We start from the raw sequence: 21229 nt of genomic DNA on the forward strand, positions 1-21229 counted from the left end.
TGCGCCTCCAGAGCCGTTGTTCTCGAATGTAGACGACCGTTCAGGATGCGGAGACTCGCACGGGCGGCTCGCCTGCCGCGTAGTCGGTCCGAAGTCGACGGGAGTGGGTACGGCCGCGCTGCCCCCGGGGGACCTAGGGCCGCACGCCGATCGTCTTCATGTTCAGGTACTCCCGGTAACCCTCGTCGCCGTTGCGGTGGCCCAGCCCGCTCTGCTTGGTGCCACCGAACGGGCTGGTGATCCCGAAGAACGAGTGCCCGTTGGTGGTCACGCTGCCGGTGCGCAGCCGCAGGGCGATGTTCAGCGCGCGTTCGTCGTCACCGCTGGTCACATCGCCGGACAACCCGTAGATGGTGTTGTTGGCGATCTCGATGGCTTCGTCGTCGGTGTCGTACGGGGTCACGGTGATCACCGGCCCGAAGATTTCGGTCTGGGCGATGGTGGACGTGGGATCCACATCGGCGAGCAGGGTCGGCTGCACGTAGTAGCCGGTGGTCAGGTTCTCCGGGATACCGCCACCGGTGACCAGGGTGGCGCCGTCGGCGATGCTGGACTGGATCAGGCCAAGGGTCTTCTCCCGCTGCATGGCACTGATCTGCGGGCCCTGCAGGTTGCCCGGTGTCCACGGGTCCCCGACCGGGAAGTTCGCCATCATGGTCTTGAGGATCTCGAGGCCCTCGGCATAGCGTTTGCGCGGCAACAGGACTCGGCTCGACAGGATGCAACTCTGGCCGGACATGACGCAGGCGAACATCGCCGCCATCGGCAGGCAGGCGTTAAAATCGGCGTCATCGCAGACGATATGGGTGGACTTGCCGCCAAGTTCGAGCAACGTCTTCTTGACCGTCGCGGCTCCGGCGGCCAAGATCGCCCGGCCGGTGGCGGTCGAGCCGGTGAAAGTGATCATGTCCACCCGAGGATCGGCCGACAGCGCGGCGCCGACCTCGTTGGCGTTCGATGTGACGACGTTGAACACCCCGGCCGGGATGTCGGTCTTCTCGGCGATGATGCGGCCGAGCTCGGTGCCCGACCACGGGGTGAGTTGAGCCGGCTTGAGCACCACGGTGTTGCCGGCCATCAACGCCGGAATCGTCTCGGCGATGTTGAGGTAGAACGGCACGTTCCACGGCGTGATCGCGCCGACGACACCGACCGGGTCGTACTGGATCTTTCGCCGGGCCGGTCCCATCTGGGTCTCGTGAGTGCCGGTGTCCACCAGGTAGTCGAAGTTTCGGCCGTGCTCGGCCCAATGCCGCACCTCGGCGATCGGGCTCTCGATCTGCGAGCCGCTGACCGATACGGGGCAACCGACCTCGGTGATCACGATGCGCCGCAGCCGTTCCTGCTCGGCGGTCAGCGCCTCGTGGAGCTGGTTGAGGCAGTGGTAGCGGAACTCCAGGTCGCGCGACCAGTCGGTCGTGTCGAACGCCCGCCGCGCCGCCGCGGTCGCGCGTTCGACGTCGGTGACGGTCCCGTCGGTGGCGTGACCGACCACCTCCTCGGAGGCCGGGTGGACGACGTCGAACGTGGCCCCGGAATCGGTGAACCGCAGCTCCCCGTCGATGAGCATCCGCTGCTCGCCGGCGAGCACACCTGTGTCAGCGTCGACATTGGTCATTGCATTTACCCCTGTTGGCGTGGAAATCTGTCACCCGAAATACGAGAACAGCATTCTCGCATGAGAGGAGCGGCCAGGCTATGGCTTCTAAGGCGTATGTCATCTTCACCGAGGAAATCCACGACCCGGAGGGCATGAAGGCGTACGGGAAGGCCGCCGCTGCGGCGATGGGCGGCGCCAAAGTCCTGGCTGTCGACGCCAAACCGCAAGTGCTCGAAGGCAACTGGCACGGCCACCAGACCGTCGTGCTGGAGTTCGAGACGGTCGAAGCGGCGCAGGCGTGGTACGACTCGGACGCCTACCGCAGTGCACGTGTGCTGCGACAGGCCGCCGCCGACACCAACGCGGCGATCCTCTCGGGGTTCTAGACCCAGCTGTGTTCGGCGCCCTGCGCGCGGTACCAGTCGATGAGATCAGGGTTGTCGATCGAGCGCGGATCCAGTGATACGTCGGCGTGGCCGGCCATGATCGCCGTCACCGGCACCTCGAGTTTCTTGCCGGTGCGGGTGTGCGGAATCCCAGGTGCGGCGATGATGTCGTCGGGCACATGCCGCGGTGAGAGCTTGGTCCGGATCGCCGAACGGATGACGCCGACGAGTTCGTCGTCGAGCACCCGGCCCGGTGTCAGCGTGACGAACAGCGGCATCCAGTAGGCGCCGTCGGGGCCGTCGATGCCGAGCACGAATCCTTCTGTCACCGCGTCGATCGCCTCGACCACTTCGTAGATGTCGGCCGAGCCCATCCGGATGCCGTGCCGGTTGAGGGTGGCGTCGCTGCGCCCGTGGATGATCAGCGAGCCCCGGTCGGTCACGGTGACCCAGTCGCCGTGCCGCCACACATGCGGCGCCGGTCCTTCCGCCCAGTGGTGGTCGAAATAGGCTGCGCGATAGCGAGATCCGTCGTCGTCGTTCCAGAACCTCACCGGCATGGACGGCATCGGGGTGGTGATGACCATCTCGCCCACCTCGCCGATCAGCGGTTGGCGCTGCGGCGACCAGCTGTAGAGGGCGACCCCTAGATAGCGGGTGGTGAGCTCACCGGGAATCACCGGCTCGCCCGCCGTGCCGCCGGCGAAAGCGGTCACCACATCGGTCCCGCCACTGATCGAGGAGACGGCGACGTTCTCGCCGACTTCCTCTCGTACCCAGTCGAACAGATCGGCGGGCAGCGGGGAGCCGGTGCTGCCGATGGTGGTCAGCCGGCCGAGATCGTGCTCGGTTCCGGGATGCAGCCCGGCCTTGCGCGAGGCCAGCAGGTGACCGGGGCTGGTGCCGAAGTACGTGACCTTCTCGTCTTCGAGGAGCTGCCAGAGCCGGTCGGCGTCGGGATTGAGCGGATGCCCGCTGTAGCAGACCACCGTCGAGCCGCACATCAAGCCGGCGATCCGGAAGTTCCACATCATCCAGCTCAGTGCGGTCTGCCAGAAGAACACGTCATCGGGTCCCAGATCTCCCTGCAGCGCAGTCGCTTTCAGGTGCTCCAGGATGACGCCGCCGTGGCCGTGCACGATGCCCTTTGGCTTGCCGGTGGTGCCCGAGCTGAACAGCACCCATAGCGGATGGTCGAAGGCCACCGCAGTGACCTCGGGGGTGACCGGCGTGGCGATCAGCCGGCGGTAGTCGTCGCTGTCCAGGACCAGCAGGTGCGGCCGGCCCGGCAGTAGATCCACCAATTCCTTGGTGTCGGCGCGCTTGTCGAACCACTTTCCGCCCAGTTGGTAGCCATCGGCGCTGAAAAGCACCTTGGGTTGCAGTTGCGCGAGCCGGGAGGCGGCGCCCTGAGGTGCGTAGTCTTGCCCGCACGCCGACCAGACCGCCCCGATCGCCGCCGTCGCCAGGAACGCGACCATCGCTTCGGCGACGTCGGGTAGGTAGGCCGCCACGCAGTCGCCGGTCTGCACGCCGAGCCGGCGTAGTTCGGCGGCCACCGCCCCGATCCGGCCGGCCAGCTCCGCCCAACTGATCTCGGTGCGGGTGCCGTCCTCGTCGATCCCGATGATCGCCGCACCGGCGTGGGCGGTGTGCCGCAGGATCTGGTCGACGTAGTTCAGTTGGACGCCGGGGAACCACACCGTGCGGGGCATCGTCGCGTCTGCGAGCACTGCGTCGTCACCCGCTCCGGGGCCGACCTCGGCGTGCACATCGAAGTGCTCCCACAGCGCCCGCCAGAAGCGGGCCGGGTGGTCCACCGACCACTGCCACAGTTCGGCGTAGCTGCCCGACGGCGCTCCGTGCTGTGCGGCCGTAGTAGCGGCGAACTGCTTCCACTGGGGTTCACTGCGCGGCACGGTGTTCCTCTCGTCGGTCATGTTTACCTCGCGTTTCAGGCGAAACTGCACACGGCTCGCCGAAAACGGTATTGGCATTCTCCTAAACTGCAAGTACGGTATCCAAGCGATGGACCACCAATCCCAGACATCGTCGGGTATCCCGCTGCATCCGGTGTATGGACCGGCCGACCGCAGTGAGGATCCTCCCGCGCCGGGTGCCTTCCCCTTCACCCGGGGCAACTTCTCGAGCGGCTACCGCGGACGGCTGTGGACCTTTCGCCAGTATTCCGGTTTCGGCACCGCCGAGGAATCGAACGGTCGCTATCGCTACCTGCTCGAACAGGGCGGCACCGGGCTGTCGGTGGCCCTGGATCTGCCGACCCAGTGCGGCTACGATTCCGACGATCCGGAGTACGGCGAAGAGGTCGGCCGGGTCGGCGTCGCGGTGGACACCCTGGCCGACGCCGAGATCCTGTTCGACAGCATCCCGCTGGACAAGATCAGCACCAGCTTCACGATCAACGGCACGGCCGCGATCCTGCTGGCGTTCTATGTCGCGGCCGCGGAGAAGAAGGGCGTTCCGCGGGAGAAGCTGACCGGCACCATCCAGAACGACATTCTCAAGGAGTACGCCTCGCGCGGCACCTGGATCTGGCCGCCCGAGCCGTCGCTGCGGCTGATCGCCGACACCATCGAGTTCTGCGCGGCCGAGGTGCCGCGCTTCAACGCGATTTCGGTGGCGGGCGCACACTTCCGCGATGCGGGCGCCAATGCCGTCCAGGAGATGGCGTTCACGCTGGCCGACGGGGTCACCTACTGCGACACGGTGGTCGAGCGCGGCCGGATGACCATCGACAAGTTCGCCCCGCAGATCTCGTTCTTCTTCTATACCCACGGCGACTTTTTCGAAGAGATCGCCAAATACCGTGCCGGACGGCGTCGTTGGGCCACCATCGTGCGCGAGCGGTACGGTGCCGAGACCGATAAGGCCTCGATGTTCCGCTTCGGCTGCGTGTCCGGCGGTGCGTCCCTGTACGCGCCGCAGGCGCAGAACAACCTGGTCCGGGTTGCCTATGAGGCGCTGGCCTCGGTGCTCGGCGGCGTGCAGTCTATGTTTACCGCCGCATGGGACGAGCCGTTCGCGCTGCCCAGCGAGGAGTCCGCGACGCTGGCACTGCGCACGCAACAGATCCTGGCTTACGAGACCGGTGTCGCCCGGGTGGCCGACCCGCTCGGCGGCTCGTACTTCGTCGAGGCGCTCACCGACGCCACCGAGGAACGCATCATCGAGATCATGGCTGACCTCGAAGCGCACGGTGGCATGGTGCGCTGCATCGAGGACGGCTACCTGCAGGGGCTGATCGCCGACGAGGCTTACAAGATCCATCAAGAGGTCGAGTCGGGGGAGCGCCCGGTGGTCGGCGTCAACAAGTTCGTCGTCGAGGAGCCCGCACCGGACCTCGCCACCTACGAACTCGATGCCGAAGGGCGCGACAAGCAGCTCAAGCGGCTGGCGAAGGTCAAGGCGGAGCGCGATGGCGTCGCCGTGAAGGAAGCGCTTGCCGCACTGGCCCGTTCGGCGGAAGGCGACGAAAACCTGATGCACAACCTGATCGACTGCGCCAACGCTTACTGCACTGTGGGCGAGATGGTATCGACTCTCAAGTCGGTGTGGGGCGAGTTCCAGCAGCCGGTGGTGTTCTAGTGAGCGCCCGCGTGTTGGTTGCCAAGCCCGGCCTGGACGGCCACGACCGTGGGGCCAAGATCGTGGCCCGCGCGCTGCGCGATGCCGGGTTCGAGGTGATCTACACCGGAATCCGCCAGCGCATCGAGGACATCGTGTCGATCGCGCTGCAGGAAGATGTTGCCGTGGTTGGGCTTTCCATCCTCTCGGGTGCGCACCTGGCCCTCACGCAGCGCACCGTGGATGCATTGCGCGCCGCTGACGCCGGCGACATCGCGGTCATCGTCGGCGGTACGATCCCGACCAGCGACGTGCCCAAATTGCTGGAAGCCGGTGCGGCCGCGGTATTTCCGACCGGAACGTCGCTGGACACCCTGGTCCGCGACGTCCGGGCGCTGACCTCAGAACAGGTGGTCGAGTAATGCGTCTTGGCGTGATGATCGGTGCCGAGCGCGGCGACATGGCCCGCAAGGTGAAGAAGCTCATCGCCGACATCGAATGGGCCGACGCGGCGGGGCTCGCGACCGCGTGGATGCCGCAGGTGCCCGACGATTTCGATCTGCTGAGCATGGTCGCGTTGATGGCGTCGCACAGCACACGCGTCGAGCTCGGTACTGCCGTTGTCCCGCTGCAGGCACAGCATCCCATTGCCCTTGCCCGTCAAGCGCTTTCGGTGCACGCCATCTCGGGTGGGCGGCTGGCACTCGGCGTCGGCCCGTCGCATCACTGGATCATCCGGGACATGCTCGGGCTGCCCTACGACAAACCGGCCGCGTACACCCGCGATTACCTGCAGGTGTTCAATGCGGCGATCTCCGGGCCCGGCCCCGTCGACGTCGAGAATGACACCTTCACCGTCCACAACCCGACCGCGCTCGGAGCCGAGACGAAGATGCCGGTGCTCGTGGCGGCGCTCGGCCCGGTGATGCTGCAGATTGCCGGTGAGCATGCGGACGGCACCACGCTGTGGATGGCTGATGAGAAGGCCATCGGTGAGCACATCGCCCCCAAGATCAACAAGGCCGCCGCCGAGGCCGGGAAGCCCGCACCGCGGATCGTCGCCGGTATCCCCGTCACGCTGTGCGCCAACTCCGAGATTGACGCTGCCAAGGACCGGGCCAACCGCATCCTGGCCGAGGCCGAGACCTCACCCAACTATCAGCGATTGCTGGACCGGGGCGACGCCCGAGATGTCGGCGATCTTTGCGCCGCGGGGGATGAAGAGTCAATCCTGAAGCGGTTCAAGCAATTCGCCGATGCCGGTGTGACCGATCTGTCGGTGCGGCTGCTGCCGATCGGTGAGACGCGCGATGAGCTGGTGGCGTCGAAATACCGCACCCGCGAGGTGATTTCCCAGCTGGCCGCCGAAATTCGATGAAGGGGCCACTCTCCGGCGTCCGCATCCTGGAGGTCGGCACCATGCTGGCCGGCCCGTACGCCACGATGTTGCTCGCCGATCTCGGCGCGCAGGTCATCAAGATCGAGCCGCCCGGCGGGGAGATCTCCCGCCAGGTCGCCGACAGCTATTTCGCCAGCCTCAACCGCAACAAGCGCAGCGTCTGCATTGACCTGGCTTCGCCAGCCGGCCAACAGCGGCTAAGCGAGCTGGCCGCGGAATCCGATGCGCTACTGGTCAATATGAAGCCATCGGTGATCCGGCGCTTCGGCCTGACCTATGACGCGCTGAAGGTGCACAACGAGAAGATCGTGTGCGTCGCGCTGACCGGCTACGGCCTCGACGGCGGCGACGACCCGGCCTTCGACTACGTCATCCAGGCCACGACCGGGGTGGCGGCCATGACCGGTGATCCGGACGCGCCGCCGACGTTGCCCGGCTACTCCTCGGCCGACAATTCCACCGGATTGACTGCGGCACTGGGACTTCTGGCGATGATCGTCTCCGGCCAGGGTGGACAGGTCGACGTCTCGCTGCGGGATGTGATGTTCTCCCAACTGAACTACCGGGCTTCGGCCTACCTGAACGACGGTGTGCACCCGCGCCGGCACCCGTTCGGTGCGCACTCCTTCTATGTGCCCGCCCAGCTCTTCGAAACCGCGGACGGCTACCTGGCGCTGTTCGTCACCCACGACGGCTTCTGGCGGACCTTCGCCGCCGAGGCCGGTATCGAGGGCTTCCCGACGATGGCTGAGCGTTCGCAGCGCCGCGACGAGGTGCTGTCCGTGGTGCGGGCAGCGCTGTCCGCGGACACCGCGGTGAACTGGGAGGCTCGGCTGCGTCCGCTGGGCATTCCGGCCGCGGCGGTCCGGTCACTTCCCGATGCCCTCGAGGCGACGCCGGAGGTCATCGTGACGGCGGGTGATTACCGACTGGTCGGCAGCCCGGTGCGGGTGCTGGGCTATGCGCCCGACTATCTGGCGCCGCCGGAGCTCGACGAGTTTCAGTCGTCGTAGGTGATCGTCACGTCGGACTGGGGCACACCCTGGCAGGTGAGCACCAAACCGTCCTCGACCTCGCTGTCTTCGAGCACCTCGTTCACCCGCATGGTGACCTCGCCGTCGACGACCGTCGCGATGCAGGTGCCGCAGTTGCCCGCCTCGCAGCTGAAGGGCGGCGACAGGCCGGCCCGCCTGGCGGTCTCCAGCAATGTGTCACCGGGGTTTGAGGGCACGGTCACCGTCTTGCCGTCCAGGGTGATGGTCGCCGTGTTTGTGCCGTCAGCCACGCACTTCTCTCCTCGGTTTTAGAGCAGTATCATTCTGCCCAGATGAGAATACAGTTCTCTACTGGCGATAGTATGTTCTCGTTTGCTGACCTGTCGATGGGATTGTCACTGACCATGTGCGAGCGGACCGCGCCATGAGCGACGTGCGAGTGCTTGCCTTTGAGGACCGCATTTACACACGATCTCAGGTCGATGCGCTATCCGCCGGGTTGGCCCAGACTCTGGCGCGCCGCGGAGTGCGGGCGGGGCAACGGGTCGCGCTGATGTCGTCGAACCGGCCCGAGTTCATCTTCGCGGTGCACGCCATCTGGCGCCTCGGTGCGTCGGTGGCGCTGATCAGTCCGGCCTGGAAAGCCGCCGACGTCGGCCATGCGCTCGAGGTGGCGCAGGCCGACCATGCGGTCGGCGACAACCCGGTGCTCGCCGATGCGATGCCGATGCTCAGCCTCGACGAACCGATCCCGGCCGTCGAGCCGACGACCGTACAGCCTGTGGCCGACTCCGATGCGGTGCTGGTCTTCAGCTCCGGGACAACCGGAATGCCCAAGGCGGTGCGCCATACTCACGCGTCACTGGCCGCGGCGGTTCGGCAGTGGCGACGGGCGCTGGGGCTGACGGCCGTGGACCGCATGCAGATCGTCACGCCCCCGTCGCACATCCTCGGTCTGCTCAACATCGCCACGGTGCTCGACGTCGGTGGGTGGATGCGTCTGCACGCCAGATTCGACATCGACACGATGTTGCAGTGCATCCAAGATGACCGGATCACTGTCGAAATGGCAGTCGCCCCAATTGCGTTGGCGATCGCTTCGCATCCGAAGCTGGAGACCTACGACCTCTCCTCGTTGCGCTACATCATGTGGTGTGCGACCCCGGTCACCGCCAGCGTCGCCGATGAAGTGACCCAGCGGACCGGTATCGGCTGGATCTCGGCGTACGGCACCAGCGAGGTGCCGGTCATCGCGTGCTGCCCGCGCGACGATGCGCGACTGGACACCGTGGGCCGGCCCATTCCGGCGGTGCGCATCGTGTCAACGGAGACCGGTGCGCCGGTGGACTCTCCCGAGGTCGGCGAGATCCAGGTGCGTTCGGAGTCGGCAATGGCCGGCTACCTGCCCGAGGCCGCCACCGCCGATGCGATCGACGACGGGTGGTATCGCACCGGCGATATCGGCTACCTCGACGACGGTTGGCTGCGAATCACCGACCGGCTCAAGGAAATGATCAAGGTGCGCGGCTTCCAGGTCGCCCCGGTCGAGGTGGAGTCGGTGCTGCACGGACATCCGGCGGTGCGGGATTGCGCGGTGTTCGGGGTACCCGACGCCGATGACGGTGAGGCGGTCATCGCCGCGGTGGCCACCGCCGAGCCGGTCAGCGCCGACGAGCTGGACGCCCTGATCGCCGGCCGGCTGGCGTCCTACAAGCGCCCCCGTGACATTGTTTTCGTGCCCGAAATCCCGCGCCTGCCATCGGGTAAGGCGCTGCGGCGAGTTCTCAAGGAGCAGTATGGACGTACGCCTGACCAGTGAGCAGCAACAGCTGCACGATGCCGCGGCCCGGCTGGCCGACGATTTCGGTCCCGGTTCTGTCGCGGACCTCGACGACGAGTCGCGGCGGGCGCGGTTGGCCAAGACCGTGGACGCGACGGGCTGGCGGTCGCTGCGCACTGACGGCGCCAGTGGCGTCGAAGTGGCCTTGGTAGCAGAGGAATTCGCCCGGGGTCTAGTGGACGTGCCGTTCCTGGGCCCGGTGCTCGCCGACGACCTCTATCGTCTGCTCGGCACCGACCCGCTGCCTTCGAGCGTCGCGATCGGTGACGTGGTGATCGACGCCGACGGTGTCGGCTCGGCATTGCGACTGGCCGGCACCACCGTCGAGTCGGTGGGTGTCGGTGACGCCCGCGACGCGGCCGATCTGACCCGCATCAGCGCCGCCGTGTCCGGTACAGCCGAGGCGGTGGGCGAGCTGACCGCCGAACAGGCGCAGCGCTGGTACGCCCTCGCGCTGGTGGTCACGACGGCCGAACTGGTCGGAGCGGCTCGCGGGACCCACACGCTGGCAACCGAATACGCCAAGGTCCGCGAGCAGTACGGCGCAGCCATCGGCTCCTATCAGGCCGTGGCGCACATGCTGGCTGAGGGCCTCGCCCTCATCGAGGGGTCGGTCAGCGTGCTGCGCCATGCCGCATGGGCGGTCGACGAACTGCCCGTCGAGCAAGCCGTGGAGGCCGCCCGGGTGGCCAAGATCTATTGTGCGCGCGCGGCATTCACCGTCGCCGAGATGTCGATCCAGGTGCACGGCGGGATCGGCAACACCTGGGAGTGCCTCGCCCACATCTATCTGCGTCGGGTGCTGGCGGCCACTGAGGCTTGGCCAGTCAAGTTGGAGGAGTTGACCATTGGACTTTCGTGACTCGCCGGACGAGGCCGCCTTCCGGGAGCGGCTACGTGGCTGGCTGACCGAGCAGAAGGGCAAATTCCCGACGTCGGGGGACGCCTACTGGGCAAAAGCGGGGGAGTGGCATCAGGCCCTGTATGCCGCGGGCTTCTTCGGCACCTCGTGGCCTTTGGCATACGGCGGCCAGGGTTTACCCACCGTCTTCGACGTGATCGTCGACGAGGAGATCGCCAAGGCCGGCGCACCCGCGCGCCCGAGCCTGGGCTACCTGGTGGTGGGGTTGAGTCATCACGGCAGCGAGGAACTGCGACAACGCTTCCTGCCCGGCATGATCAACGGCACCGAGCGTTGGTGCCAGGGCTTTTCGGAGCCCGGCGCCGGTTCGGATCTGGCCTCGCTGACCACGACCGCGACCCGTGACGGTGACGACTACATCATCAACGGTCACAAGATCTGGACCAGCTATTCCGATTGTGCCGACTGGTGCCTGGTGCTGGCGCGCACGGACAAGGATGTCGCCAAGCACAAGGGCATCTCGGCATTCATCGTCACGATGCACCAGCCCGGGATCGTGCAGCGGCCGCTGAAGATGATCAGTGGCGTCACCAAGGAATTCGGTCAGGTCGAGTTCGACGGCGCCCGGGTTCCGGCGGCGAACATGGTCGGTGCGCCGGGCGACGGCTGGAAGCTGGCGATGACCGTGGTCAGCCACGAGCGCGAGCCCTCCACCCTCGGATTCTCGGCGCGGTACGGAAAGCTGGTGCGCCAGATGGCGTCCCGCGTGGACGGTCCGGTTCCCGACGAGCTGTCGTGGGCCTGGGTCCAGACCGAGATGTTGCGTCTGCACGTGCGGCGTCGGCTCTCTGAGCAGTTGGATGGTATCAAGCACGGCCCGGACGGCTCGCTGGACAAGCTGCTGATGACGTGGACCGAACAGTCCGTCGGTCACGCCGCGCTGGCCACGGTCGGCACCGGTGACGAGGAGCTGTTCGGTGCCTACCTCTACAGTCGTGCCCAGAGTGTCATGGGCGGAACGTCACAGATTCAGAAGAACATCATCGCCGGACGCATTTTGGGATTGGGGATTTAGCACATGTACGACATGCCGGACGAAATCGACGTCAAGGCCGATGGCCCGCTGCGCATCATCACGCTCAACCGCCCGGACGAGCTGAACGCCGTCAACGACAATCTGCATGTCGGGCTGGCCAAGGTCTGGGAGGCGCTCAACGAGGACGCGTCCGCGCGGGCGGCTGTCATCACCGGTGCCGGGCGAGCGTTCTCGGCGGGCGGCGACTTCAACTATCTCGACGAGCTGCGCAACGACGAAGCGTTGCGGCAGAAGACGATCAAGCATGGCCGCGATCTGGTGATCGGTATGGTCCGCTGCCGGATTCCGGTGATCGCGGCGGTCAACGGGCCGGCGGTCGGCCTGGGCTGCAGTCTGGCCGCGCTCAGCGATATCGTCTACATCGCCGAGACGGCGTTCTTTGCCGACCCGCACGTGCAGATCGGCCTGGTCGCGGCCGACGGCGGCCCGCTGGTGTGGGGATCGCAAATTTCTCTGCTGCAGGCCAAAGAGTTTGCCTTGACCGGCGTACGCATCAAGGCCGACCGCGCGGTGGAACTCGGACTGGCGAATCATGTTGTCGCCGAGCCAGTGTCCGAGGCGATCGCGTGCGCCAAGAAGCTCATCGAACTACCACAGCAGGCGGTCGAAGCCACCAAACGGCTGATGAACATCCAGCTGGAGAAGTCGGTGATGGCGTCGTTGGACTACGCCAACCTCGCCGAGTACGTGTCGTTCGGCACCGTCGACTTCAACACGATCGTCGACGGGTTGATCGCGAAGAAGTAGCGACTACTTCGGCGGGAAGCGCAGCCCGCCGTCCAGCCTGATGGTCTCGCCGTTGAGGTAGTCGTTTTCGGCGATCGACAGTGCCAGCGCGCCGTACTCCGTCGAGCGGCCCATCCGCTTGGGGAACAATACCTGCGGACCCCAGTAGGCCTCCAGCTGATCGGCGGCCTTGCCGTAGGCAGGGGTGTTGATGGTTCCGGGGGCGATCGACATCACCCGGATCCCCAGCGGCGAAAGATCGCGTGCGGCAACCAGTGTCATCGCGACGACGCCACCCTTGGCGGCCGAGTAGGGCAACTGGCCGATCTGGCCCTCGAACGCGGCGATCGATGCGGTGTTGATGATGACGCCACGGGCGCCGTTCTCGTCGGGCTCCTGGCGCGCCATCGCGGCGGCAACGTGTCGCATCACGTTGAACACCGCGGTCAGGTAGAAGGTGATGGTCTTGGTGAACGCCTCCATTTCCATGGGGGAGCCGTCCTTGCCGACCAGCCGGCCGCCGCCGGCCGGGCCGCCGTGGGTGTCCACGGACACCCGAAACGGTCCGAGTTCCTCGGCTGCGGCGATGGCCGCCAGCACGTCGTCGTCGTTCGTGACGTCGGTGCGCACGTAGGGGATTCCGAGCTCGCCGGCGAGTTCCTTGCCCTTCTCATCGGCTAGATCGGCGATCACAACCCTGGCGCCTGCCTGGTGCAGCCGACGCACGGTGGCCTCGCCGAGGCCGCCCGCACCACCGAAGACGACGGCGGAACTCCCACTGATCTGCATAGCGTTACCCTTCTTGCAACTGACGCTCTCGACTTGAGAGAATAGTATTCTCATGTCGTCTGAATTTGGTCAACCCGAAGTTGTGGCCGCGCCCGCGCTAGCGTTGCCCGTTATGGACGTCGGCGAGCTGATCACCGCGGCCCGCGGCGGGAACATTCGTGCGGTCGGGCGGCTGCTGAGCCTGGTCGAGAGCCCGCGCCGCGACGAGGTCCTGGCCCAGCTCGGTCCGGCCGCAGTGCCGGTGGTCGGCGTGACGGGCCCGCCCGGTGCCGGCAAGTCAACGACGATCGCGGTGCTCGTTGCCGCGTATCGCGAACGAGGACAACGGGTAGCGGTGCTGGCGGTGGACCCGTCGTCGCCTTACAGCGGCGGGGCTCTGCTGGGCGATCGGATCAGGATGGCTGCCCACATCAACGACCCCGATGTGCTGATCCGGTCGGTGGCCACCCGTGGTCATCTCGGCGGCCTGGCCGCCGCGGTGCCCGCCGCCATCCGCCTGCTCGGCGCGCTGGGCTACGACGTCGTGCTGTTGGAGAGCGTCGGAGTCGGGCAGTCCGAGATCGAGATCGCCGCGGTCGCCGATCCCACGATAGTGATCCTCAACCCCGGCGCAGGTGACGCGGTCCAGGCCGCCAAGGCGGGCCTGCTCGAGGTCGCCGATCTGGTGGTGGTGAACAAGGCCGACCGGGAGGGTGCCGCGCAGACGGTCCGCGACCTCAAATTCGAGACACACGTTCCGGTGCTCACCCTGGTCGCTGCCAAGGCCGACGGGGTGGGGGAGCTCATCGAGGCGATCGAGGCGCACCGGCGGGCCGATACGCAGGCCCGGCGCGCCGCGCGGGCCCGAGCGCAGGTGCTGTCACTGGCGCAGAGCCGGTTGCACACGCATCCGGACCTCGACGCACTGGCCGAGGCGGTGGCCGAGGGGCGTCGTGATCCCTACAGTGCGGCGGAAGCGCTTATCGCGCAAAGAGTTTCGCCGACAAGGGGGTTGCCGGCGGGCGAACCGCAGTGAGCTTGCGGCCTACTTGCGGGCGAAGCCCTGGGAGCAGAACGTCCACACCTCGTCGCCGCTGATCGGCGTGTGGATCTCCTCGTCCTCCACCGAGCTGGACTGGGCGATGAACATGATGGTCTGCATGGTCATGGCCGCCATACGGCGGGGGTTGGCGTCGTCGCGCAGCTCACCGGCGGCCGAGGCCTGCTCCATCAGCTCCGAGAACAGCGCGACCAGCGGTGCGTGGGCGACCTTGACCTCGGTGGGATGTGAGATCAGCAGCTGCGGGGCGAAGTCGGTGAACAGCGGCCGACGGGCGGTGGGATCCGGCCGGGACAGTTCGAACAGCAGCGTGACGGCCACCTTGAGGCGATCCAGCGGATCCTTCTGCGCCGACGTGGCCGCCCGGATCTGATCGGCGGCCCGGCTCAGCGCATCTTCGAAGAGCGCAAGCAACAGCTCGTGCTTGCCGTCGAACTGCAGATAGAAGCTGCGCAATGACTGACGTGACCGGTCCACCACTTCCTGCACGGTGAAGTCGGTACTGCCTTTTTCGGTGATGATGGCCTGTGCGGCATCCAAAAATCGCTGCACACGCTGCCCGGCACGCACCTTGGCGGTCCGGATCGACCGCTCGACAGCGCGCTGCTTCCAGGCAGGTTCTTCGCTCGGGCTGTTCACTGCAGGGCTCTGAACGAGCGCGAGTCAGCGGTTCGGATGTAGCTCACGGTAAGTAGAGTACTACTCTCAGCGAGGAGAATTACGTTCTCAATCGAATACGGACCAAAATTTCCGTTCCGTGCAGTCTAAACGGTGACCAGCGCATTCACCGCCATGGCCTGCGTCACAAATTCACGAGCCGGGGCGCCGACCCCCGGGCCCGCAATCCTGCCCCGGCCTTGCGGGTCAGTTCCCGCGAGCTGCCCAGCAGGCCGTCGAGCACCAGGGCGCGCTTCAGATGGTGCTGGAACTCGTGTTCGGCGGTGAAGCCGATCCCGCCGAGCACCTGCTGGCAGTGTTTGGCCGCGGTCAGCGCGGCCTTGCCTGCGGCGGCCTTCGCCAGCAGCGCGGTGAGGTCCGGGCTATCGGTGCCGGGTGTGCTCAGCGTCGCTTCAGCACCCTCGATGGCCACCAGCGTTTCGGCCAGCCGGTGCCGGATCGCTTGAAACGATGCGACCGGTCGCCCGAACTGCACTCGGTCCAGCGCGTGTTGGCGGGCGACGGTGAGCATCGCGCGTGCGGTGCCGACCAGCCACCAGCCGACCGCCAGCCGGGCTTCGGCCACCCGGATCGGATAGCCTTCCTCCTCGCGGCGCAGCGGCAACCCGCCGAGCGTGGTGTCACTGTCTTTGGTGGCAGTGCGGTCCCACACCACCCAGCTGTTGCCCGCGTACGGTAGCGGCAACTCGACGGTGTCACCGATCGTATTTCCCGTTGCGTGCAGCACCACGTCGACGAGAACCGAAGCGTGCGAGCCTGTTTCGCCGAGCAACCGGAACACCAGCGGAACGGCGACTTCGGGGATATCGGTCAGCATGTCCGCCCAGCCCAGCTCGTTCAGCGCCGCGTCGAGATCTGGCCCCGACGACGACAGCATGGTCTTGCGCAGCCCGGATTCGAGTAATTCGACAGATTGGGGATCCATATCACTCCTTCCCGAGGTCGAGCAGCCGCCGGGCGATGATGTTGCGCTGCACTTCCGCGGTACCGCCGTAGATGGTCGCAGCGCGCGAGTACAGGTACTCGGTGCGCCAGTCGTTGTCGTCGAGCTCGATGGTGCCGGGTAACAGGTCGTGCACGGCGTCGTAGAGCCGCTGCTCGGCACCGGCCAGCAGTACCTTGTCGATCGAGGTGTCCGGACCCAACTTCTGCCCGTCGGCCAGTCGATGCTGTGTGGCCCTGGACCGGCAGCGCAGCGTGTGCAACGCGAGAAACGTTTCACCCATGTCCAAGTCGACGGTCTCGCCCTGGGCGGAGACTTCCTTGACGAGCGCGTCGAATCGCGAGTACAGGTAGGCGATTCGCTGCCAGAAACATGTCGATCGCTCGTAGGGCAGCAGATCCATCGCCAATCGCCAGCCATCGCCGGGCGCACCGAGCATCCGGCCGGCGTCGACGGCGACATTGTCGAAATACACCTCGCAGAACTCATCGACGCCGTGCATGGTGTGCAACGGCCGGATCGTGATGCCCGGGGCGTCGAGGTCGACGAAGAACGCGGTGATCGCCTGATGATTGGGAGTATCCGCGTCGCCGGTGCGGGTCAGCAGGATGCAGCGGTGGGAGAACTGCGCGAAGCTGGTCCACACCTTCTGGCCATTAATAATGTAGTGATCCGCGCCATCCTGTTGGACCGCGCGCGTGGTCAGCGACGCCAGGTCGCTACCCGAGCCGGGCTCGGAAAACCCTTGGCACCACTGCTCTTCGCCCGACAGCATCTTCGGCAGCATCTCAGCAGCCAATTCCGGTGTGGCATAGTCGATCATCGTCGGGGCCAGCACTTCGATCATCGAGTACGGGCCCGGCTCGGCCAGCCGGCGGCCGACGATCTCTTCACCCACGATGGCCCGCAACATATCTGGGCCGCCGAGGCCGCCCGCGTGTTCGGGCCAGCCGTAGCGGCCCCAGCCGGCGTCGTACAGCGCGCGCATGACGCGCGCGAACTGCTGCATGTGGCCGGCCAGCGAATGATCGGTCGGCGGAGCGGGCTCGCCGGAATTGAAATTCTCGTCGAGCCAGGCCCGTAGCGCCGTGCGGAACGTGGCCGGGTCGTGCAGCTCGTCTGTCATCCCGCGTCTGGCCTGCCGATCGCGTGTGGGCGACCGGAATCGTGTACGCCGCTGCGACGGATGAAGGTCATGGCCCTGGTCTTGAGGCGCCAGCCGCCGGCAGTGCGCAGGTAGGTGTCCTTGTAGTAGCCGATGCGCATGTCATGGGCCGAGTGCTCGATAAAACACAGCGGCTGCGTGCCGGTCGCGGTGTCCGCACCTTCGGTGAGCTCGACCAGCGACGTGCCGGTCATGAACAGGCCCTTCGGCGCGGCGTCCACCAATTCCGGGAACCGCGACAAGGTGTACGTCGACCCGAATGCGCTGTAGGTGCCGTCCGGAGTGAAGACCGAAATCAGGCCATCGATATCGCCCTGGGTGATGGTGACGGCATACTTCGCGAGCAGCTGCTGGATCTCGACCAGATCCTCAGTTCGTGACGGTGTCATTCTTGAAAACCTTACCCGCTTTCATTACAAAATTGACCTTTTGTGTAACGCTGATGTCCTGCAGTGGATCGCCGGGCACGGCGATGATGTCGGCGAGCAGACCCTCGGCGATCCGGCCCCGATCGGTGACGTTGATCAGTTCCGCACAGACCACGGTGGCCGCCCGGAGCACCGCGGCAGGCGGCATGCCCCATTCCACCAGGGTCACCAGTTCGTCGGCGTTCTTGCCGTGCGGGATGGCGGGTGCGTCGGTGCCGACGGCGATCTTCACCCCTGCTTCGTACGCGGCCTTGATCGACGTCTCCGCCTTCGGGAACATCTCGGCGGCCTTGTCCTGCAACACCTTCGGCGCGTGGGATACATCCATTGCCTGGGCCAGCCGGCGAGTGGTCACCAGGAACCGGTCGTTGTCGACGAGCGCCTGGATCGCTTCGTCGTCCATCAGGAAGCCGTGCTCGATGCAATCGATCCCGCACGCCACCGCATGTTTGACGGCCTCGGCGCCATGGGTGTGCGCAGCCACCCGTAGCCCGCGCCGATGTGCCTCGTCGACGATCGCGCGCAGCTCTTCGTCCGAATAGTGTTGTGCGCCGGCCTCGCCGGTCAGCGACATGACACCGCCGGAGACGCACACCTTGATCAGCTGTGCCCCGTGCTTGATCTGGTAACGCACCGCCTTGCGGACCTCGTCTACTCCGTTGGCGATACCTTCCTCGACCGTCAGTTCGAGCGCGCCGGGCATGAACGCGGCGAACATCGTCGGGTCCAGATGGCCGCCGGTCGGGGTGATGGCATGGCCGGCCGGGACGATACGCGGACCTTCGATCCAGCCTGCGTCGATGGCCTTGCCCAGCGCGACGTCGAGCAGGTATCCGCCCGTTTTTACGAACAGGCCGAGGTTGCGCACCGTGGTGAACCCCGCATACAGCGTGCGGCGGGCATTGCCTACCGCACGAAGCACGCGGGTCGGCGGGTCATCCTGAACCTGGGACAGGCCGGGGTTCTCACCACGGCCGCCCATGAGGAGGTTGACCTCCATGTCCATCAGGCCGGGCAGCAGGATTGAGTCCCCGAGATCGATGACGGAGTCTTGGGCACCCGCGCGGGCGCCCTCACCCACGGCGACGATCCGGTCACCGTCCACCTTCACGATGCCGGGGCGGACGATTACGCCCGCGTCGACGTCGACGTACCCGGCAGCCTTCAGGGTCAGCACGCTCAGACCACCGGCTCCTTGATGAGTCTGATATAGGCGGCACCGCTGTCGAGCACCCGGGGCTGCTTCCACACCTCGATGGGGAAACTCACCTGGACGATCGACTGCCCCAGATGGACAAGGGCTTTGGCGTCCTCCGGCATGCCCTTGAGAGGGAAGCGGGCATCGACGTACACCATGATGTCTTCCAGCCGTTCTATCCCGGCGTCGTACAGCTCCTGCATCTCGTCCATTGTCGAGCTCAGCCGCTTCTGGTAGCGCTCTTCCTCGGTGGGCAAGCACCAGTCGCTGAAGCGCTCCAGGTCAGCGAATTCTTCTGGCAGCTTAGGCATTTGCTGGATCCTTTTCTTGAGCCTTCGCGCTCAGTGCGGCGGAGCTGTTGCCGTTTCCGTTCCCGTTGGCCAATGATTCTTTGTACCTGTCCACATACTGGTGCGCAGTCATATGCAGATGACGCAGCAGGATTTCCTGATCACACAGCGGGAAGTCCTTGATGACTCCGGTGCCGATCTGCGTTTGGGTGGCCTCGAGCGTGTTGGCGTCTTGGAACGCGTATTCCTTGAAGGTCACGGCCGCCAGCTCCTGCGAGAGCCGCTGGCGCAGATTGGTGGGAGGCACGAAGTACAGGTCGGCTTCGAAGATGTGCTTGTCCACCGCGGTGGGCCAGTAGTTGTAGGTCAGGTACCAACCTGGCGCCCAGAACAGCAGCGTGAAGTTGGGGAAGAACTCGAATGAGTCAGTGCCCCAAGTCTTGTGGCGACCGGGATTGATGGCCGGCGGCAACTCCTCGGGCAGGACGCCCTTGATGTCCGGCCGGTCCCACGGCCCGAACAGGCCGCTGTGCAGGATCCGCTCGATGGGCTTGACCATGTTGAGATCCTTGGGCGGGCTCATGCCACCCCACGACGACACCATCGAGTGGTCACCCTTGATGTCGTAGGCCAGTGCCTCGAAGCCGAACTTCGCCAGCTTCTCGGCCTCTTCGCGCTCCGCCTGCTTCATATGCAAGATCGGTGCGTGATAGAACTCGGTGAACGCGTCGATGAACAGCTTCCAGTTCGCGTTGACCTCCGAGCGATAGCTGTAGTGCTCGGTCATCTCGTGGAACGGGTAGCCCTCGAGGCCCTCGGCGAACTCGCCCAGGTACTCCCGCAACGGAATGGCGTTGTCGTCGAAGTTGACGAAAATGAAGCCTTCCCACACCTCGCAGCGCACGGGTACCAGCCCGTAGTCGGCCTTGTCGACATCGAAGAACTCGCCCTCCTGCTGGATGAAGGTCAGGTCACCCTTCAGCGAGTAGCGCCACGCGTGGTACTTGCAGGTGAACTGGCGGCAGGTGCCGGAGACCTCTTCGCCCGGATAGTCGTTCCAGACCAGCTTGTTACCGCGGTGGCGGCAGAAGTTGTAGAACGCCCGGATCTCGTCGCCGTCGTTGACGATGATGATCGACACACCGGGGCCGACCGACGGCAGCTCACGGGTGACGTAGTTGCCCTTTTTGGGGATGAGCTCCACGCGGCCCATCTGAAGCCAGGTCTTCTTGAAGATCGCCTGCTGCTCGAGCTTCCACTGTTCGGGGTCGATCGAGTCGGTGTAATCGACCGGACCGGTGCCCAGTTCGGGCCAGTTCTCGGTCCAGCTACCGGCAGCCGGCTTCGGAAAAAATGCCACGTACTTACCTTTCGTTCTCGAGCTGTACGCCGAAAGTGTTGAATGCCATGGCCAACATGCCGTAGGACCCGACGGTGAAGACGAAGTCCATGCATTGGCGCTCGCTGAGGTGCTCGCCGAGCGCGGCCCAGGTTTGGTCGCTGAGATTGGAGTTGTCCTCGAGTTCGTCGGTGGCCTTGACCACCAGCCGGTCGAGTTCGTCGTTGGCCTCGCCGCGCTGGATCGCCGCCACGTCGGCGTCGCCCAGCCCTTCCGCCTTGGCCATCTCGACGTGGTGCTCCCACTCGTAGGCGCAGTTGCGACGATGGGCCACTCTCAGCACCGCGACCTCGCGCAGCCGGGCCGGCAGGGTGGAGCGGAAGAGGAGATAGACGTTGAAGCCCAGGTACGCCTTGGTGAGGTCGGGGTGCCGCACGAGGGTGGACAGCGCTGTTCCGGCACCCTCGGGGTTCTGCCGGTCGCGCGGCAGCATGCCCTTCAGTGCGGACTGCACCTCGTCGTCCCACTGCTCCGCTGGTAGCGGCGTCAGGCGCACCGGTAACCCCCTCTCAAGTTGGAGAATCCCATTCTCATATCCGGATAACAGATTTCCATGATCTTGCCGCAAGGTCAATCCCCGGGTGTGAGCAGGCCGGAAAATCCGAGGTCGACCAGGCGTGTCGGGTCCCCAGCCTACGGCCACGACGCACCGGTAAGGCGTTTACCGGATGTTGATTCTCGCGGAATGAGAAGCTAGTTTCCAGTAGAGACGGCCGCGACGGAAGGAGCCGCTATGCGCAAAGAGGACATGATTCTGATCAGCGTCGATGACCATATCGTCGAGCCGCCTGACATGTTCAAGAATCACTTG

The 21229-nt window shown here is 65.8% G+C and carries 22 protein-coding genes; 10 read left to right on the forward strand and 12 right to left on the reverse strand.

All coding sequences use genetic code 11. The annotated features are described in order from the left end of the window. Positions 1–133: 133 nt before the first annotated feature. Positions 134–1618 (reverse strand): aldehyde dehydrogenase family protein, encoded by a 1485-nt coding sequence (locus tag CG716_RS21365; RefSeq protein WP_094483116.1) that lies wholly within the window; start codon positions 1616–1618, stop codon positions 134–136. An 80-nt stretch (positions 1619–1698) separates the two neighbouring features. Between CG716_RS21365 and CG716_RS21370 the strand changes: the two genes are divergently transcribed. Then, on the forward strand, positions 1699–1986 hold the full coding sequence (locus CG716_RS21370) for a DUF1330 domain-containing protein (protein WP_094483117.1): 288 nt from the start codon (positions 1699–1701) through the stop codon (positions 1984–1986). Here the strand turns inward: CG716_RS21370 and CG716_RS21375 are convergent. Then, complete coding sequence (locus CG716_RS21375; RefSeq protein ID WP_094483118.1) at positions 1983–3926, reverse strand: acetoacetate--CoA ligase; 1944 nt, start codon at positions 3924–3926, stop codon at positions 1983–1985. The genes CG716_RS21370 and CG716_RS21375 overlap by 4 nt on opposite strands. Before the next feature lie 88 nt (positions 3927–4014). Here CG716_RS21375 and CG716_RS21380 point away from each other — a divergent pair, with 88 nt between their 5' ends. The 4 genes from CG716_RS21380 to CG716_RS21395 are packed head-to-tail and all read left to right on the forward strand — an operon-like array spanning position 4015 to position 7983. Continuing rightward, entirely contained in the window at positions 4015–5592 is a 1578-nt protein-coding gene (locus tag CG716_RS21380; protein WP_094483119.1) for a methylmalonyl-CoA mutase family protein, read from the forward strand. Beyond that, positions 5592–5993 (forward strand): cobalamin B12-binding domain-containing protein, encoded by a 402-nt coding sequence (locus CG716_RS21385; protein ID WP_094483120.1) that lies wholly within the window; start codon positions 5592–5594, stop codon positions 5991–5993. The genes CG716_RS21380 and CG716_RS21385 overlap by 1 nt, the downstream gene beginning before the upstream one ends. Beyond that, positions 5993–6949, forward strand: coding sequence for an LLM class F420-dependent oxidoreductase (locus CG716_RS21390; protein ID WP_094483121.1), 957 nt, complete (start codon positions 5993–5995; stop codon positions 6947–6949). The genes CG716_RS21385 and CG716_RS21390 overlap by 1 nt, the downstream gene beginning before the upstream one ends. Further along, positions 6946–7983 (forward strand): CaiB/BaiF CoA transferase family protein, encoded by a 1038-nt coding sequence (locus tag CG716_RS21395; protein ID WP_094483122.1) that lies wholly within the window; start codon positions 6946–6948, stop codon positions 7981–7983. The genes CG716_RS21390 and CG716_RS21395 overlap by 4 nt, the downstream gene beginning before the upstream one ends. Here CG716_RS21395 and CG716_RS21400 read toward each other — a convergent pair. Next, entirely contained in the window at positions 7971–8255 is a 285-nt protein-coding gene (locus CG716_RS21400) for a 2Fe-2S iron-sulfur cluster-binding protein (RefSeq protein ID WP_094483123.1), read from the reverse strand. The two genes, CG716_RS21395 and CG716_RS21400, sit on opposite strands and share 13 nt — an antisense overlap. A gap of 134 nt (positions 8256–8389) precedes the next feature. On the opposite strand from CG716_RS21400, the gene CG716_RS21405 reads away from it, so the two are divergent. Genes CG716_RS21405 through CG716_RS21420 form a run of 4 tightly spaced genes read left to right on the forward strand, consistent with a single transcriptional unit; the run spans position 8390 to position 12510 of the window. Beyond that, positions 8390–9784 (forward strand): class I adenylate-forming enzyme family protein, encoded by a 1395-nt coding sequence (locus tag CG716_RS21405; protein ID WP_094483124.1) that lies wholly within the window; start codon positions 8390–8392, stop codon positions 9782–9784. Next, positions 9762–10667, forward strand: coding sequence for an acyl-CoA dehydrogenase family protein (locus CG716_RS21410; protein WP_094483125.1), 906 nt, complete (start codon positions 9762–9764; stop codon positions 10665–10667). Before CG716_RS21405 ends, CG716_RS21410 begins: the two co-directional genes overlap by 23 nt. Continuing rightward, positions 10654–11742 carry an acyl-CoA dehydrogenase family protein gene (locus tag CG716_RS21415; RefSeq protein ID WP_094483126.1) on the forward strand — a complete coding sequence of 363 codons (1089 nt, stop codon included), beginning with the start codon at positions 10654–10656 and terminating at the stop codon, positions 11740–11742. The genes CG716_RS21410 and CG716_RS21415 overlap by 14 nt, the downstream gene beginning before the upstream one ends. Before the next feature lie 3 nt (positions 11743–11745). Next, entirely contained in the window at positions 11746–12510 is a 765-nt protein-coding gene (locus CG716_RS21420; RefSeq protein ID WP_094483127.1) for an enoyl-CoA hydratase/isomerase family protein, read from the forward strand. Positions 12511–12513: 3 nt separating this feature from the next. Here the strand turns inward: CG716_RS21420 and CG716_RS21425 are convergent, their stop codons facing one another. Beyond that, positions 12514–13278, reverse strand: coding sequence for an SDR family NAD(P)-dependent oxidoreductase (locus CG716_RS21425; protein ID WP_094483128.1), 765 nt, complete (start codon positions 13276–13278; stop codon positions 12514–12516). Between the two features lie 112 nt (positions 13279–13390). Here CG716_RS21425 and meaB point away from each other — a divergent pair, with 112 nt between their 5' ends. Continuing rightward, positions 13391–14293 (forward strand): methylmalonyl Co-A mutase-associated GTPase MeaB, encoded by a 903-nt coding sequence (gene meaB / locus CG716_RS21430; protein WP_165774231.1) that lies wholly within the window; start codon positions 13391–13393, stop codon positions 14291–14293. Between the two features lie 9 nt (positions 14294–14302). Here meaB and CG716_RS21435 read toward each other — a convergent pair whose 3' ends face one another. The 8 genes from CG716_RS21435 to CG716_RS21470 all read right to left on the reverse strand — a co-directional run bounded on the left by CG716_RS21435 (position 14303) and on the right by CG716_RS21470 (position 20914). Further along, entirely contained in the window at positions 14303–14956 is a 654-nt protein-coding gene (locus tag CG716_RS21435) for a TetR/AcrR family transcriptional regulator (RefSeq protein WP_094483129.1), read from the reverse strand. 163 nt (positions 14957–15119) lie between these two features. Then, positions 15120–15920: an acyl-CoA dehydrogenase family protein gene (locus CG716_RS21440; protein ID WP_094483130.1), complete on the reverse strand. Its 801-nt coding sequence runs from the start codon at positions 15918–15920 to the stop codon at positions 15120–15122. Between the two features lies 1 nt (position 15921). Then, positions 15922–17064, reverse strand: coding sequence for an acyl-CoA dehydrogenase family protein (locus CG716_RS21445; protein ID WP_094483131.1), 1143 nt, complete (start codon positions 17062–17064; stop codon positions 15922–15924). Then, positions 17061–17492, reverse strand: a complete 432-nt coding sequence (locus tag CG716_RS21450) for a nuclear transport factor 2 family protein (RefSeq protein ID WP_094483132.1) — start codon at positions 17490–17492, stop codon at positions 17061–17063. Before CG716_RS21450 ends, CG716_RS21445 begins: the two co-directional genes overlap by 4 nt. Then, entirely contained in the window at positions 17473–18708 is a 1236-nt protein-coding gene (locus CG716_RS21455; protein WP_094483133.1) for a metal-dependent hydrolase family protein, read from the reverse strand. Before CG716_RS21455 ends, CG716_RS21450 begins: the two co-directional genes overlap by 20 nt. A gap of 2 nt (positions 18709–18710) precedes the next feature. After that, a complete protein-coding gene (locus tag CG716_RS21460) occupies positions 18711–19040 on the reverse strand; it encodes a hypothetical protein (protein WP_094483134.1) in 330 nt (109 codons plus the stop codon). Further along, positions 19033–20379, reverse strand: coding sequence for an SRPBCC family protein (locus tag CG716_RS21465; RefSeq protein ID WP_094483135.1), 1347 nt, complete (start codon positions 20377–20379; stop codon positions 19033–19035). Before CG716_RS21465 ends, CG716_RS21460 begins: the two co-directional genes overlap by 8 nt. A gap of 4 nt (positions 20380–20383) precedes the next feature. Next, positions 20384–20914: a carboxymuconolactone decarboxylase family protein gene (locus CG716_RS21470; protein ID WP_094483136.1), complete on the reverse strand. Its 531-nt coding sequence runs from the start codon at positions 20912–20914 to the stop codon at positions 20384–20386. Positions 20915–21229: the final 315 nt, after the last annotated feature.

The sequence above is a fragment of the Mycolicibacterium sphagni genome (assembly GCF_002250655.1).
Classification (GTDB): domain Bacteria; phylum Actinomycetota; class Actinomycetes; order Mycobacteriales; family Mycobacteriaceae; genus Mycobacterium; species Mycobacterium sphagni.